This window comes from Paenibacillus sp. FSL W7-1088, assembly GCF_037969855.1.
Lineage (GTDB): Bacteria > Bacillota > Bacilli > Paenibacillales > Paenibacillaceae > Paenibacillus.
In genome coordinates, this window is sequence record NZ_CP150216.1 from 1728655 (window position 1) to 1742797 (window position 14143).

At 47.3% G+C, this 14143-nt stretch carries 14 protein-coding genes; 8 read left to right on the forward strand and 6 right to left on the reverse strand.

Annotation, left to right across the window (positions count from 1 at the left end; genetic code table 11):
• The first annotated feature begins 2 nt into the window (after positions 1 to 2).
• The 8 genes from MKY42_RS07750 to MKY42_RS07785 all read left to right on the forward strand — a co-directional run bounded on the left by MKY42_RS07750 (position 3) and on the right by MKY42_RS07785 (position 8921).
• Positions 3 to 1292, forward strand: a complete 1290-nt coding sequence (locus tag MKY42_RS07750; RefSeq protein ID WP_090894559.1) for an ammonium transporter — start codon at positions 3 to 5, stop codon at positions 1290 to 1292.
• 155 nt (positions 1293 to 1447) lie between these two features.
• Complete coding sequence (locus MKY42_RS07755) at positions 1448 to 2392, forward strand: YwqG family protein (RefSeq protein ID WP_090894561.1); 945 nt, start codon at positions 1448 to 1450, stop codon at positions 2390 to 2392.
• 174 nt (positions 2393 to 2566) lie between these two features.
• Positions 2567 to 3034, forward strand: a complete 468-nt coding sequence (locus MKY42_RS07760; protein WP_256221930.1) for a DinB family protein — start codon at positions 2567 to 2569, stop codon at positions 3032 to 3034.
• A 242-nt stretch (positions 3035 to 3276) separates the two neighbouring features.
• Positions 3277 to 4098: a DUF2785 domain-containing protein gene (locus MKY42_RS07765; protein WP_090894565.1), complete on the forward strand. Its 822-nt coding sequence runs from the start codon at positions 3277 to 3279 to the stop codon at positions 4096 to 4098.
• An 89-nt stretch (positions 4099 to 4187) separates the two neighbouring features.
• Positions 4188 to 4910, forward strand: coding sequence for a response regulator transcription factor (locus tag MKY42_RS07770; RefSeq protein WP_339850192.1), 723 nt, complete (start codon positions 4188 to 4190; stop codon positions 4908 to 4910).
• 54 nt (positions 4911 to 4964) lie between these two features.
• Positions 4965 to 6101 (forward strand): HAMP domain-containing sensor histidine kinase, encoded by a 1137-nt coding sequence (locus tag MKY42_RS07775; RefSeq protein WP_179265471.1) that lies wholly within the window; start codon positions 4965 to 4967, stop codon positions 6099 to 6101.
• A gap of 169 nt (positions 6102 to 6270) precedes the next feature.
• Positions 6271 to 7065, forward strand: coding sequence for a hypothetical protein (locus MKY42_RS07780; RefSeq protein ID WP_179265470.1), 795 nt, complete (start codon positions 6271 to 6273; stop codon positions 7063 to 7065).
• A complete protein-coding gene (locus MKY42_RS07785) occupies positions 7059 to 8921 on the forward strand; it encodes a PBP1A family penicillin-binding protein (RefSeq protein ID WP_179265469.1) in 1863 nt (620 codons plus the stop codon). The genes MKY42_RS07780 and MKY42_RS07785 overlap by 7 nt, the downstream gene beginning before the upstream one ends.
• Before the next feature lie 210 nt (positions 8922 to 9131).
• On the opposite strand, the gene MKY42_RS07790 is transcribed toward MKY42_RS07785, so the two are convergent.
• The 6 genes from MKY42_RS07790 to MKY42_RS07815 form a co-directional block, all read right to left on the reverse strand.
• Complete coding sequence (locus MKY42_RS07790) at positions 9132 to 9581, reverse strand: threonine/serine exporter family protein (protein ID WP_090894573.1); 450 nt, start codon at positions 9579 to 9581, stop codon at positions 9132 to 9134.
• A 19-nt stretch (positions 9582 to 9600) separates the two neighbouring features.
• Positions 9601 to 10413, reverse strand: a complete 813-nt coding sequence (locus tag MKY42_RS07795) for a threonine/serine exporter family protein (protein WP_339852790.1) — start codon at positions 10411 to 10413, stop codon at positions 9601 to 9603.
• Positions 10414 to 10662: 249 nt separating this feature from the next.
• Positions 10663 to 10968 (reverse strand): hypothetical protein, encoded by a 306-nt coding sequence (locus MKY42_RS07800; protein WP_076291774.1) that lies wholly within the window; start codon positions 10966 to 10968, stop codon positions 10663 to 10665.
• 64 nt (positions 10969 to 11032) lie between these two features.
• Positions 11033 to 12076 carry a S66 peptidase family protein gene (locus MKY42_RS07805; RefSeq protein ID WP_179265466.1) on the reverse strand — a complete coding sequence of 348 codons (1044 nt, stop codon included), beginning with the start codon at positions 12074 to 12076 and terminating at the stop codon, positions 11033 to 11035.
• A 117-nt stretch (positions 12077 to 12193) separates the two neighbouring features.
• Positions 12194 to 13513: a DUF4179 domain-containing protein gene (locus MKY42_RS07810; RefSeq protein ID WP_339850201.1), complete on the reverse strand. Its 1320-nt coding sequence runs from the start codon at positions 13511 to 13513 to the stop codon at positions 12194 to 12196.
• Entirely contained in the window at positions 13510 to 14025 is a 516-nt protein-coding gene (locus MKY42_RS07815) for a sigma-70 family RNA polymerase sigma factor (RefSeq protein WP_179265464.1), read from the reverse strand. The genes MKY42_RS07810 and MKY42_RS07815 overlap by 4 nt, the downstream gene beginning before the upstream one ends.
• Positions 14026 to 14143: the final 118 nt, after the last annotated feature.

Consider the following 14143-nt stretch of genomic DNA (forward strand, 5'->3'; position numbering starts at 1 on the left):
GCATGACATTGGAGACGTTAAGCTCCGGAATGGATACGGTCTGGGTCGTACTGAGTGCAGCCATGATTTTGTTGATGGAGGGCGGATTCGCCCTGCTGGAGGCTGGCTTTGTACGTTATAAAAATAGTGTAAATATTATTATGAAGGTTTTCGCTGATATTACCATTGGAACGTTGCTTTTCTATGCCATCGGGTTTGGCTTGATGTATGGCTCTGATGCTGGAGGTTTTGTAGGCATAACCGGATTTTTCCTCCATGGGGATTTGTCTCACCTGGACGTACCCGTATCATTGGAAACATTCTGGTTGTTCCAGGCCGCGTTTACCATTGCCGTCATTTCCATCGTATCAGGCGCTGTGGCAGAGCGGATTAACTTTCGTGCCTATCTGCTGTACATCATATTGATGACGGCCATTATTTATCCGATTGGCGGACACTGGGCATGGGGCGGCGGTTGGCTCAGCAAGCTGGGGATGCAGGATTTTGCCGGTTCCGCAGTCATTCACGCGTTGGGCGGGTTCTCCGCACTGGCCGCAGCGATTATTATTGGGCCGCGTAAAGGCAAATACACGCCGCTTGGCGTGAGTGCCATTGCGCTTCCGAGCAATCTGCCGCTGGCATCTGTAGGCGCATTTCTGCTGTGGTTCGGCTGGTTTGGCTTCAATGCAGGAAGTACGCTCAGTGCAACTGATGTAAGGATCGGTCACATTGCCATCGTTACGATGTTATCTGCTGCTTCGGGCGGTGCGGTTACACTGCTCTACACCTTGTTCCGGTTTAATCGTTCAGACGCACCATCGGTCATTAATGGCTCGCTTGCCGGTCTGGTTGGTATTACGGCGGGGTGTGCTTATGTCGGTGATGTAGCTGCGATATTCATCGGGGCGGTATCCGGATTGCTCATGATGGCTGCAACGAATTGGCTGGACCGCAGGCAGATTGATGATCCGGTGGGGGCGTTCCCAGTTCATGCTGTATCCGGGATGTGGGGTACCATTGCCGTGGGTTTGTTTGCAACCGATGGTGGCTTGTTCATGGGAGGTGGCTGGAGGCTGCTGGGTGTTCAGGCGCTCGGCCTCACGGCTTTGGTTGTCTGGGGGTTTGTCATGACCTGGATGGGTTTGAAATTGATTGGTAAAATGGTTCCTGTCCGTTCCACGGAAGAAGAGGAAGATTTGGGTCTGGATATTAGTTATCATGGTGTAATGGCTGCACACCAGTCACATGAATTTCTGGATGGCGAGGAGCATATTCGTGCTTTCCAGGATGATTCACCGAATCGGAATCGTTAAGAATGAGCCAAATGGATAATAAGGAAGCAGACTGACACCGGATGTCAGTCTCTTTTTTTGCAAGAAGCAGGGAAAGAAGAGTCAGCGGAAGAATATACAGGTGTGAACCTGAATATGTCTCACCATAGATGTAGTGTCAGAAGGGGAGGATCTGTATGATTAAACCTGAACAATGTGAAAGACTGACCAGAAAAGCCCGGAAAACTCTTGAGGAGTATGGATTGGGTAATGCTGCCGATCTGCTGTTATCTTCAAGTCGTTGGGGAATTCGCCTTGATGTATCGACAATCGATGAGTATCGCAGAACAGGAAATTCACGTGTAGGTGGAAATCCGGATCTGCCGAGCAACATGAAATGGCCTTTGACACAGGACGGGGTGCCCATGACGTTCCTTGCCCAGTTGAATCTCGTGGATTTGACGCCATATACGCCTAATGATGGGCGCGGGAGTTTGCCCGAACGGGGCATGTTATACTTCTTCATTGGTGTGGATGAACCTGCTTATCATATTGAGCATCGTGTGATTTATGAGCCGGATGCTCATAACCTGATAAGGCGAGAGCCTGATGGCGAAACCGCGCTGGGTAAGGATGATTTTGTAGCACATTCGGTAACAGTGCTGCCTAATCTCGAGTTTCCTACATATGCATACATTGATTCTCTGGCTCTGAATACAATCGCCGCCCCGCTATCTGGTGGAACGGTAGCTGTCGAAGGGGAGGAAGGTCTATATGACCGATACCTGGAATTTGAGTCCAGCTGGAATCATCCGAGTACGCAGAACTGGGGTGGCATGTTTGGATATCCTGACGGTCAGCATCCGGATGCAGAACACCAGGCGCTGTTACAGATCGTACTTGGTGAAGAGTATGCTTATGACGAGCAGGCGTGTGAGAGGAAGCTGACTGAACATTATGGCGGGGATGAGAAACGGACACAACAAGAGCTTGCGGATACCTTGCTTCTATTAAAAATTGATACGCATGACGCTATCGGTTTTCAATGGTGGGATTGTGGGGAACTGCAATTTTTCATTCGCAAGGCTGACTTGCTCGCGGGACGGTTCGATCAAACGTATTGTTCGTTATATTCAAGTTGAGTTCGTGTTTGTTATCATTAGAGCAACAAAATGTCCCAAATTCCGTCTATATGAGGGAGGAGGGACTTTTTTTGTTCGTCATTGTTGGTTTTCGAGCAAAGCTGGTTTATATATAAAGGGGGAATTTATAGTTGATTAGCGATCATATGTTCTATATAATGGGATAAAAAGGGAGTGTTACAGTTGATTCAGTCTGCATTTAAACATATTGATGTGGCAGTGACATCATTAATCCATTTATGTGACCAACTGTCGGAGCAGGACTTGGCTTTGACTCCGATTGAAGGCAAACGGCCGGTTGGAGAATTGCTTTCTCATCTATCCGTCATTTGTCGTGCAGATGTACATATTTCGGAGGGAGCTTCCGAAGAAGAAATGGCTTTGTTTTACGAGGAAAATCAGCCGAATTCACTGAGTGAGATTAGGGAAGCGTTGATTGCGAATCAGATGTACCTCTACCATCGATACAGACAGTTTAATACGGAGGAATTATTACAGGTGACTGACTCCTATTGGGGCGCGTCGTACAGTCGTCTGGAATGGCTGCTTGAGATCATGGGACATGTGTATCACCACAGGGGTCAACTGCATACGATGCTGACACTGACTGGTATTGAGCCCAAAGTAGCGTTATTTGAATAGATAGACCCAGGTCCATAATGCGAGGTTCTGCCTGAATATAGAGCTAGATTTAATAGAATACATAGAGCATGTTATCGGCAATAAGCAGCGGTTAAGCAAGGATTAGATCGACGATCCTATACGTTAATAATAGGGATTGCCGGATCAGCTACAAGTAAAGAAAACCAACGTCTCCAAATGCAACATTGTCAGTAGAAACTAAAATAGTAAGTTCGGAAAATCTTCTAGTAGGGACGTGTAAAATGAGTTTAAAAGAAAAGTTGATATTAATAAAAGAGAATGGCTACCAAGCGTCTCCCGATACATTCCAGTTGATACAAGAAATGATGGTTAACATCGGTTCTTTGGATGCCCAACTACGTGATGACCTAATTTATACAACCTTATCAAATTGGATTCCTGATAATACTTTAACAGTAAACGAACTAGAACAACTTCTAACCGTTGTTTTGGATAATAAGCATTTGCTTTTTAGGATTGGTGAAACCAATACAGACGCAGTCTTTACTCGATCGTTCTCTATGCTGGTTATCCCGCTCCTCCTCATGAGGCATAGAGAATCACCATATCTCTCAAGAGAGCATATTCATCAGATAAAAGAGAATGTTTTTTACAATGTACATAAAGAGCGAGATTATCGCGGGTATGACGAAGAAAAAGGTTGGGCGCATGCCATAGCGCATGCAGCAGATGCTTTAGACGAATTGGCCCAATGTTCCGAGCTGGATAAAAATGACCTCTTAACCATCCTCGATTTGGTTTACGAAAAGATGACCATCACTGATCGAGTTTACTCCGATGGGGAAGATGAAAGAATGGTAAAATCCATAATTAGTGTTTTAAATAGAAAAATACTTAGTCAGAATTATGTAGAGCAATGGATTCAACGTTTTGGTGATGTGGAGAAAAATCCAGAATTCCTTCCTGCCTTTAGGCAAAAAAATAATAAAAAGAACTTTTTGAAAAGTTTATACTTTCGAATCAAATTTCACAAAGTGGATGCTGATCTCTGCCCAACAATCGAGCATACTTTATATAAAATAGAAAAAGTATATTATTCCTGAAAAACAACGTTTTCTCTTCTTTCAAAGGCGATGATTTTTCGCAGATTCATCTCCTAATGGTATACTTTGATCAACAAATGATTCATGGAATGGAAAGGAATAATGCCGTGGCACAGCCAGCAACCATTCTGCTTGTGGATGATGAGCAGGATATTATTAAACTGATGGAGATTTATTTTGGCAATGAAGGATACCGGGTTCTGACAGCCAGTGATGGGATCGAGGCGCTTGAGCAATTGAAGAAAGAGCCAATTGATCTGATCATTCTGGATGTCATGATGCCGAATATGGACGGAATTGAAGCATGTATGAAAATTCGGGAAGAGCAGAAAATGCCGATCATTATGCTGTCCGCCAAAAGCATGGATATGGATAAAATCACAGGGCTGAGCATTGGTGCTGATGATTATGTGACCAAGCCGTTTAACCCGCTTGAACTTGTGGCACGGGCAAAGTCGCAGCTTCGCAGGTACCATACCTTCAATGAAGGCCGGGAGAACAAGGAACATGAGTGGGTGATTGACGATCTGGTCATTAACACCGATACGCATGAGGTCTGGCTGGATGAGCAGCCTGTTCGCTTGACTCCTCGTGAATTTGCCGTTCTGGAGCTGCTGGCGCGCCATCAAGGCTCTGTGCTGAGTATGGAGCAGATTTACAGGCAGGTCTGGAAAGAAGAGTTTATGGAGTCCAACAACACCGTCATGGTGCATATCCGCAAGATTCGTGAGAAAATCGAACTCGACAGCAAACATCCCAAGTTCATACAGACGGTATGGGGTGTTGGCTATAAGATGATCAAACCACAATAAGCACGTGCGTCTATAAGGTTTTTTGGATAAAGGGCGTAAGCAGGGAGTTCCGAGATGAATTCAAAATTAATTAACACAGTCCGGTGGAAATTTATCTACGCATTTCTGCTGAGTGGCATTTTGACGGCGGCTATCTTGTATGGGGGCAGCAAAGTTGCACACTCCATTCTGGCGGCTCAGACCTATCCTGATTATTCGATCCCTGCAAGGGGCATCAGGTGGCTGGTGAACAATATTGGGTCGGTGCCATTAATGATTATGGTTGCCATACTTGGCTTTGTGCTGTTCTTTTTCCTGTTCACGCGTAGGGTGATGCTGGTTCTGGACGAGATTACGGCGGGAATTCAGGAAGTTGCCAAAGGAGAGCTGTCTCATCGAATCGAGGTGAAGACATCGGATGAGTTTGGCGTTGTGGCTGCCAGTATTAATCAGATGGCTGAACAATTGCAACTGTCATTGCAGGAGGAGCGTAGTGCAGTTGCTGCCAAAAATGACTTGATCACGGGTATTTCTCATGATTTGAGGACTCCGCTAACCTCCATTCTCGGATTTTTGGAGTACATAGAGAAGGATCGGTACCAGGATGAAATTGAGATGCGCTATTACGTGAGCATAGCATACGAGAAATCATTGACATTAAGGAAGCTGATCGACGATTTGTTCGAATATACCCGTGTCAGTGGTGGGAGCCTGCCTTTGTCATTGACTTCCTTGAACCTGAATCCGTTTCTGATGCAGCTTGCGGAAGAATTCGCTCCGATGCTGGAAGAAGCGGGCATGACATATAAGATCATTGGTGGACATGAGCCTTTATGGATTCAGGCTGCTCCTGGCGAGCTTGTTCGTGCGTATGAGAACCTGTTCAGTAACGCGATCCGTTATGGAGCACAGGGGAAAGTGATGGAGATCGCGTTGTCACTTGAAGGTGAAGAAGCTGTGGTGCGCATCAGCAATTATGGTGAACCGATTCCGGCGCAGGATTTGCCGCATTTATTCGATCGATTTTACCGGGTGGACAAGTCCCGCTCGCGTGATACGGGCGGCACCGGACTGGGGCTGGCTATTGCCAAATCCATGATTGAATTACATCACGGGAGTATCGCTGCATATAGCGAGCAGGGCCGAACCGATTTTGTTACCCGTTTTCCGGTGACTGCTCCTCCGATGAACAGAGATACAGAGGAACGGTAACCTGGCAGAATTCTCTTCTAATTGTAAGAGAGCTTGCTTGATTCAACATGTAGGCATAATGCTGAATTAAGAAAATGATAAGAAGTTACCCACTTCCTCATTAAGAAATATTCTGTATTCTTAACCTCAATCGTACACATGAATCGCAAAATTGAGGAGGATACCGAATATGAGATTATTATTACGTACAGTCAGACTAAGATACATATATATCTGTGGAGCAAGCGCGTTACTTAGCGCAGCGCTCCTATTTGTCGTTTATCACATGTTACGTTTTGCCCACCATCATATCCTGTCAGAGACAACTGGTTTAACTCGAGTTATGTACTGGGTGATAAACCATATCGGTACAACGCCCTTCGTTATATTCATCGGGGGTGGTCTATTTGCTTTGTTTTTTTGGATTCGATCCCAGAAGATTGCAGATGACCTCAAGGTGATTGGTCGTGGAACTCATGAACTGGCCAATGGCCGAATTCCAGCACAGATAGAAGTGTTGAACGGAGGAGAGCTGCGTCAGATTGCAGCCGATCTGAATGACGTTGTGGTACGTATACAAGCGGAGCACATAAACAGTTCAGACCGGGAGTGGGTAAATAGAGAACCGAGTGGGGAAAACTGGTCCAGTCCTAGTGAGTATATGTATGGCGATGAAAGTAGCCGGGAACAAATGGTGTTAGAGAATGAGAGAAACCATAAGCAACGTAATCAAGAAGAGTGGGTTGGATCACAATCTGGTCGTATAAATGCCGATTTGCCGATTAAACTGACTCTCTACGGTGTTCGTTCTTCACTTGACACGATCATGGAAGGACGCTGCCGGGATGAATCGGAGATTCTGCACTGGGTCAAACTGGCGTATAAACAGACGTTAAGTCTGGAGCTTGCCCTGGATTCTATGGAAATGAAGCCACAGGAACATTCAGGCTCCAATCCACATGCATTTAGGAAACCTGAATGTTGAGATTCAGCATAAGGCGCGGAATTTATCACATATTTGATGCCTCTGTAGTAATCGTTATTTTGCTAGCGGTTGGCTATATCTATCTAGTTACTTACGGCGAAGGTGTGCTTCGCAATCATCCTGAGGCTATTTCAGTGGCCTCTTCCACCATCATTACCAATGCAGCTGGAACAGAAATTTCGAGATTACAAGTGCAAACCAAGGGATATATGGAGTATGCCGATTTGAAGGATATGCCGGATCTATTAAAGCAGGCGTTTCTGGCTACGGAAGATCGACGTTTCTATAACCACGATGGACTGGATTTTATCGGAATTGGCAGGGCGGTTGTGCAGGATGTTTTACATATGAACCTGAGTCAGGGAGGCAGCTCGATTACACAGCAACTAGCCAGAAATCTCTACTTGAACGGGGATAAAACGCTGGTCCGCAAGGTGAATGAAATGTCGATTGCCATGGCGATGGAAAAGAGATTTAGCAAGGATGAGCTATTGGAGCTGTATTTGAATCATATTTATATGGGACGCCAGCAATATGGGGTTAAAGCCGCGGCATGGCGATACTTCGGGATCAAGGATTTACATCAACTGGAGATCTGGCAAATGGCTACGCTGGCCGGAATTCCGAAGGGACCTTCCATATACAATCCGGTGGATCGGGAAGACCTGTCCAAAGAGAGGCGTTCTGTGGTTCTTGGCCTCATGCATGAGCAAGGAATCATCACCAAGAAACAGATGAATGAGGCGCGAAGTGTGGACTATACACCGCCTAATTTAACATCTGAATCGACTCCAGCCTCAACAGTGCCTGCCTACGTGTCTGCCTTGGATGCGGTAATCGAGGAGGCTTCCCGTCTGACAGGCAAGAGTGGAGCAGAGATTCAATCCGCAGGCTGGACCATTCGTACGGGATTGGATGATCAGGCGCAGCTGGCGATGGAGCAAGCATTCCGTGAATCTTCTCGATTCACCGATGATCGTGAGGATGAGCAAGTGCAGGCGAGCATGGTCATACTGGATCAGCATAACGGTGAAGTCAAAGCGATGATGGGCGGGCGAGACCCTGTAAAAGGAGGCATTAACCGGGCAACCACGGATGCAAGACAACCCGGTTCTGCATTTAAGCCCATTATTGTATATGGACCTGCATTGGAATCTGGTCGGTTTAAGCCAGAGAGTATACTACCTGATCAACGCATGAAATATGGGAGTTATCAACCAAGCAATTTGGGCGGGCGTTACAGAGGTACAGTTACGATGTCGCAAGCGATTGAACATTCCATCAATGCTCCAGCCGTATGGCTGCTGCATGAGACAGGGCTGGGACGGGCACATCAATTTGCAGGTCGATTGGGCATTGAACTGGGCAGGGAGGATCTCAATCTGTCGATCGCTTTGGGTGGTTTGCATGAAGGGGTGTCTCCACTGAAAATGTCTCAGGCATATTCCGTGTTTGCCAATAACGGCAAGTTCAATACGGCACATCTGATTCGTGAAATTACGGATTCACGCGGCCGGACAATCTATGCTTTTAAGCCAGAGAACAAACAGGTGATCTCCAACAGTACGGCGACGACCATGACCGGCATGCTCCAAGATGTGGTCAGTCAAGGTACCGGAAGTAGGGCACAACTGAGTCAGCATAAGGTAGCGGGGAAGACAGGAACAACGCAAGCTGCAATACCTGGTGTAAGCAAGGAGGCGAACAGGGATCTGTGGTTTGTAGGATATACCAGCAAGTGGACGGCTGCAGTCTGGATGGGATTTGATCGTACGGATGCAGAGCATTATATGAGATCCGGAAGTGGTGCCGCGGCGGATTTATTTGCGTCGGTGATGAAGCGTGCATTGCCATAGAAGAGAATGGTTTACCGTAATCCATTACTCAGGGATTTTTCAACATGGATCGCACAGTTATCGAACAAATGGATACAATGATGAAAACAAAACACCTCATATTAGATGATCACGGATCAATATTGTCTGGAAATATGGAAGACCCGTGAAGGACAGTATTTTACCCTGTCTCTAACGGGTCTTTATCGTTGTAATGATATTCATCTGCTGTTAGGGTTTTGCTCGCAAAGATTCAGGTATACGACGAATCATCTGGTTCAACACCTCGGACAATACAAGTCCGATCGCGATGGCACCGGATAACATGAGCGCTTTGGCAGCCATCTCCATGGCAGCACCGTAGTCATTTTGCACAAAATTACGCATCGCATTATAGGCCAGTCCACCGGGGACGAGCGGAATGATACCTGCCACGCTGAAGATAATGACGGGTGCGCGAAACATGCGGGAGAACAGCTGGCTTATGACACCAACCGCGATGGTCGCTGCCAAGGTAGCAGGAACAGCATCCGCGGCATATTCGAGCACAATATAGATGATCCAGCCGATCATGCCGACAAATCCACCGTGAAGCAGCATGCGCCGAGGAGCGTTAAAAATAATGCCAAAAGCGGCCGAGGCGACAAAGCTGGTCAGGGCTTGTTCAATAAAATGAAGCATAACCTGCAACTCCTCCGTCTTACGTAAAAAGTGAAAAAACAACAGCAATGCCTGTACCAATCGCAAAAGCCGTCAGAAACGCCTCGGCTCCCTTGGATAACCCGGACACGAGATGCCCGGCCATCAGGTCACGCACAGCATTAGTAATCAGCAGTCCCGGTACCAGGGGCATGACTGAGCCAATAATGATTTTGTCCCGTTCATGACCCGCGCCCATATAGACAAGCAAAAAGGCGAGCAGACCAATCACAAATGAAGCTGTCAGCTCGGCAAAAAACTTTACGAGTACCAGTCGATGGAAGGCAATGACCGCTGCATAGCCAATACCACCGCAGAGTACAGCAGGGAGAAAGTCGACCCAGCCTCCACCAAACATAATGGTAAAGCACCCACTGGATAACGCCGCCGCCGTAAGCCGTATAACCGCAGAATAGGAGGAGGGCTGTCCCTCAATTTGTTGTAACAATGCATAGGCATCCTCAACGGACAATTCCCCTTGTCCAATACGCCGGGAAACGGCATTCACTTCGGACACCTTGTGCAAATCCGTGGTTCGTTCAGAAATCCGTATCAGCTTGGCAGGCTCGGTTGCATCAACCGAGAAGAAGATGCCTGTGGGCACAACATAACTGTGCGAATGGGGAAGGCCCAGCGCGGCAGCCATGCGTTTCATCGTATCTTCCACACGATAGGTTTCACCGCCGCTTTGCAGCATGATTTTGCCTGCCAGTAGACAGATTGCAATCACGCGGGATTGTTCAGTATGATTTGTCCCAACCAGCTCCGTCTCAGACTGAGGCGCGGGTGGAGGATCATGAGGGATATATTCCAACCGGATCAAGCTCCGTTCATATGAGATAAGGCTTGGTGCCGACACCATTGTATCATATTTCACACGTTAACAAGGAAACATACCGCACGAACCACAGGTAGTCATCCAGGCTATAGAGACTATTGCTTACATTGACACCAAATTGATAACCCATTAACGCTTAAAACCCAAAAAAGGCTTCGCTCCCGCGGCCTGATGGTCAAAGGGAGGGAAGCTTCTTGGGCTAGGATCGATCGATACCAAAAACAACTACATCAACAGCGTAATGACTAACAGCTCATACAGCACGAGTGGCAGAATGGTTGGTCCAAACAAGGCACGTGGCTCGGGATATCCATGCATCGGCGTAACCTGGAGATACAAAATTCCCCGATCCGCGCTGATAATGACGCCTTCCCATACCTGACCATCGATATTCTGGACTTGCACCTTCTTGCCGACATGCTGCCGGGCTGTATGATGAAGCATATTCCGCACACTTTGCACGGATTGGAGCATTGGTTGATTGGCTTGGTATACGACCCGTGCGGATGGTGTGGATGTGGATTCAGACATGATGCACAACCCTTCCTCAAAATCATTTCTTACTTCAAGGTATGCATCTGCCTACAAAAGGTGATCACACAAATGCCATCTCAAGTCTTCCGCGCCCATTCTCATAAGCCACGCTGCCCAGTGCGCCATTCACAAAAGTTAATTGTGGCGGGATGTGGCCAAGATCCACGTCATACAAAACGGGTACATCCATATCTCCGAGAGCCGAAGACAGGGCATCGGTGAAATTGAAATCTCCTGTATCGGAATAACCAGCAGGTCGGCCAAACATGAAGCCTTTAACGCCAGCAAACCAGCCAGCCTGTCTCATCTGCCACAGATGACGGTAGATATCACCCGCATTCATCTCACAGCTTTCCAGATACCAGATCGTTCCTTCTTCTGCACAATACTGATCAAGATACGCTTCAACTGGTGCGTAAGGCGTGCCAATCAGACAGGTGATTGTATCCATGCAGCCGCCGATCAACCGACCTGAGAATGTAACCTGCGAGTCTGCTCCTTCGGGCTGCCCCAGCTGTTTCCAGTGAGAAGGAGTATCCAGATTGAACCTCGACAACTCCGGTTTCCATTCCGATTGATAGTGAGTGGAGGAAGATTGGGTAACCTGCCCTCCCTGGCCAGTCTGTAATACATCAATCCAGCGGGCGGTCACCGGATCGAGTTCATTGGATCTAAGGTCCACGTAGTTCGTACCGTGTGCCGAAGCTGTTCCGGTGATCAGGGTGTATGCGAATAAAAAGGTGCTGATATCCGAATATCCCATAACCCATTTGGGCGGCAAGGTTTTCAAAGTTTCCCAATCGAGCAGGGGCAGAATATCCATAAGGAACTCTCCACCCCACGGAGGGATAATAGCCTGAATCTCAGGGTCACGGAAAAATGCATTCATCTCGGCAGCGCGATCTTCCTTGGATGAACTTACACATTTGGCGTTATGCCGTAGAAATGGGCTTTCCTGAACACCAAAACCAAGTCGCTCCATGTTGTGCCTGCTCTCTTCAAGGTAATGATGCAAGGATTCACTTACACCGCTGGATGGCGCAGCCACACCAATGGTATTTCCCGGAGCGAGGGGTTGCGGGTAACGGATCGAACGCTTATTCATTGTGGAAACACCCTTTCTTGTGAACATATCGATTTAACGAAGATGTTTGATATTTTCATTTCATTATAGTACATGACTACTTCATGTGGCTTGTGATTATGGCTACTGACATTTCCTTTAGGGAGTCACCGGAATTTCAATGGAGAACGGTGCACGAATTTGATCAGGGTAAGAGTCTATTTCCATTGTCAGATTTCCTTTAGCTGCGGCTCCATTTTTAATGACAACCCTTGCTTCAAAAACGGAAGGGCTCCAGCCTACTTCATTAATTTCGAAAGGGTTCCCTTTATTGTCCTTGATATTGGTAAATGATAGCCCTGAAGTAGCATTTTGAGCGTTTGCGATTGAAAACTCGAGGATGAGATTTTTGCCCTGGGCCGTGCTTTTCAGGAATTTCAAACTCGATGGACCACCTTGTATTTCACCTGAAGATGGATCGATGCTGATAACCAGTTCATCCTTATCCACTGCTGAAAGGCCAGACCCTTGCAGCGTCAGCTTTTTCGGAGCGGAGAAGTACATGCTTTCGAAAAAGACAGAGCTTCCAGAGCCTGAGATGGAGGAGGAATCCGTTCGCCATGCTCGGCCTTGCTCATCTACCAACTGCAGATCACGAATTCCGAAGATTTTTTTGGTATTGTTCCGATCATATTCGATATCAAGAACAAGGCGAGTGGGATACAGAACGGCCTGTTTTACTTGAATACGCTGCCCGTCCACGGTCATTGTTTGGTTTACGGGAATGATTTTTTTCATGCCTTTCGTTAAGCTGCGATCCACTGGGAAGGTGACCTTCCACTTATTATTCGGTTCTTTACCTTGTTCCTTAAATACAACGGTCAGCTCTTGTGGTGGTAAAGACTCTGCGAATGAGACATCGATTTTATCCTCATAAATGCCACTTTCTGAAGCCGGCGTAGGAGAGAAGTAGCTAAACGCAACAGGCAGCTTTTTTCCATCCCTATCAAGCAAATCGATATCATATCGACCTTTCTCCAGATCTTTCATGCCTTTCATCGTGTAAAAAATGACCATACGTGACTCGTCTGTGATAATGCCTTCAACGGTCAAGGAAGCACCATCATGCTCATCGGTCACACCAACCTTCTGCAAGAGGGACTGATCGATGGCCATCATTAATCCTTTGTCCTGGCGAATCATGCTCACAATGCCTTCCATGCCGGGCAATTGCTCCACAAAGGACGCAAAGGCGGGGGAGACGCGGATACATCCCGTAAACACGAGGATGATCGCGGCTGCAGATATGGAGCTCATAACCCAGCGCAGCCGTGACTTGCGCTTGCGCGCAGCCTGACGGATTCCGGCCTGTACAGCCTGATATGCTTCGGCATCCGGTACAGATATGGCGTCGTATTCCGTTTTACGATCATTCAGACGCTGCTCAAGGGCTTCAAATGGCTTTATTTCATCGTTCATGATGTTATATCTCCTTTCGTTTCAAGTTGGTCCCGGAGCTGCCTAAGTGCCCGGTGCAATCGGGATTTTACGGTTCCGGTCGGGATTTTGAGAATATCAGCGACTTCTGTTAAGGAGAAACCTTCGAAATAGCTTAGAATAATAATTAGTTTGCAATCCGGATCCAGCGCAGAGACAGCTGCGGCCAGATCAGGGTCTGCGGTCTGGTCCCAGCTGCTAGGTTCATGAATTTCGGTAACGTGGCTGAACCGGCTCTTGCGTTTGCGTTCGTCCACACAGTAGTTCAGCAGAATGCGGATCAGCCAAGTGGCGAAATAGGAGGGTTCTTTTAATTTCTTGAGCTTTCGATAAGCTCTGTAGGTGCATTCCTGTATCGCTTCCAGCGCATCCTCCTCGCTGTGCAGATAGGCATAGGCGATCCGGTACAGTCGGCTCTGATGCATCTCCATTAAGGCTGCAAAAGCCTCGGCATCCCCTTTCTGTGCGGCGATGGTCAGTTGAGCAGGGGTCACATGGCTCCTCCTTTCATGGATGTTGTTGCGTATTAGACCGTGGAAAGGGCCAAACGGTTCTTGATTTTGGAAAAAAAGTTATGTATTCACGTACTGAGACTACCACCAAGAAGGAAAT

What these genes read in the sequence shown, in the direction of transcription:
- MKY42_RS07750 (WP_090894559.1), top strand. Translation starts at nt 3, where the DNA reads ATGACATTGGAGACGTTAAGCTCCGGAATGGATACGGTCTGGGTCGTA.
- MKY42_RS07755 (WP_090894561.1), top strand. Translation starts at nt 1,448, where the DNA reads ATGATTAAACCTGAACAATGTGAAAGACTGACCAGAAAAGCCCGGAAA.
- MKY42_RS07765 (WP_090894565.1), top strand. Translation starts at nt 3,277, where the DNA reads ATGAGTTTAAAAGAAAAGTTGATATTAATAAAAGAGAATGGCTACCAA.
- MKY42_RS07770 (WP_339850192.1), top strand. Translation starts at nt 4,188, where the DNA reads ATGGAAAGGAATAATGCCGTGGCACAGCCAGCAACCATTCTGCTTGTG.
- MKY42_RS07775 (WP_179265471.1), top strand. Translation starts at nt 4,965, where the DNA reads ATGAATTCAAAATTAATTAACACAGTCCGGTGGAAATTTATCTACGCA.
- MKY42_RS07780 (WP_179265470.1), top strand. Translation starts at nt 6,271, where the DNA reads ATGAGATTATTATTACGTACAGTCAGACTAAGATACATATATATCTGT.
- MKY42_RS07785 (WP_179265469.1), top strand. Translation starts at nt 7,059, where the DNA reads ATGTTGAGATTCAGCATAAGGCGCGGAATTTATCACATATTTGATGCC.
- MKY42_RS07790 (WP_090894573.1), bottom strand. Translation starts at nt 9,581, where the DNA reads ATGCTTCATTTTATTGAACAAGCCCTGACCAGCTTTGTCGCCTCGGCC.
- MKY42_RS07800 (WP_076291774.1), bottom strand. Translation starts at nt 10,968, where the DNA reads ATGTCTGAATCCACATCCACACCATCCGCACGGGTCGTATACCAAGCC.
- MKY42_RS07805 (WP_179265466.1), bottom strand. Translation starts at nt 12,076, where the DNA reads ATGAATAAGCGTTCGATCCGTTACCCGCAACCCCTCGCTCCGGGAAAT.
- MKY42_RS07810 (WP_339850201.1), bottom strand. Translation starts at nt 13,513, where the DNA reads ATGAACGATGAAATAAAGCCATTTGAAGCCCTTGAGCAGCGTCTGAAT.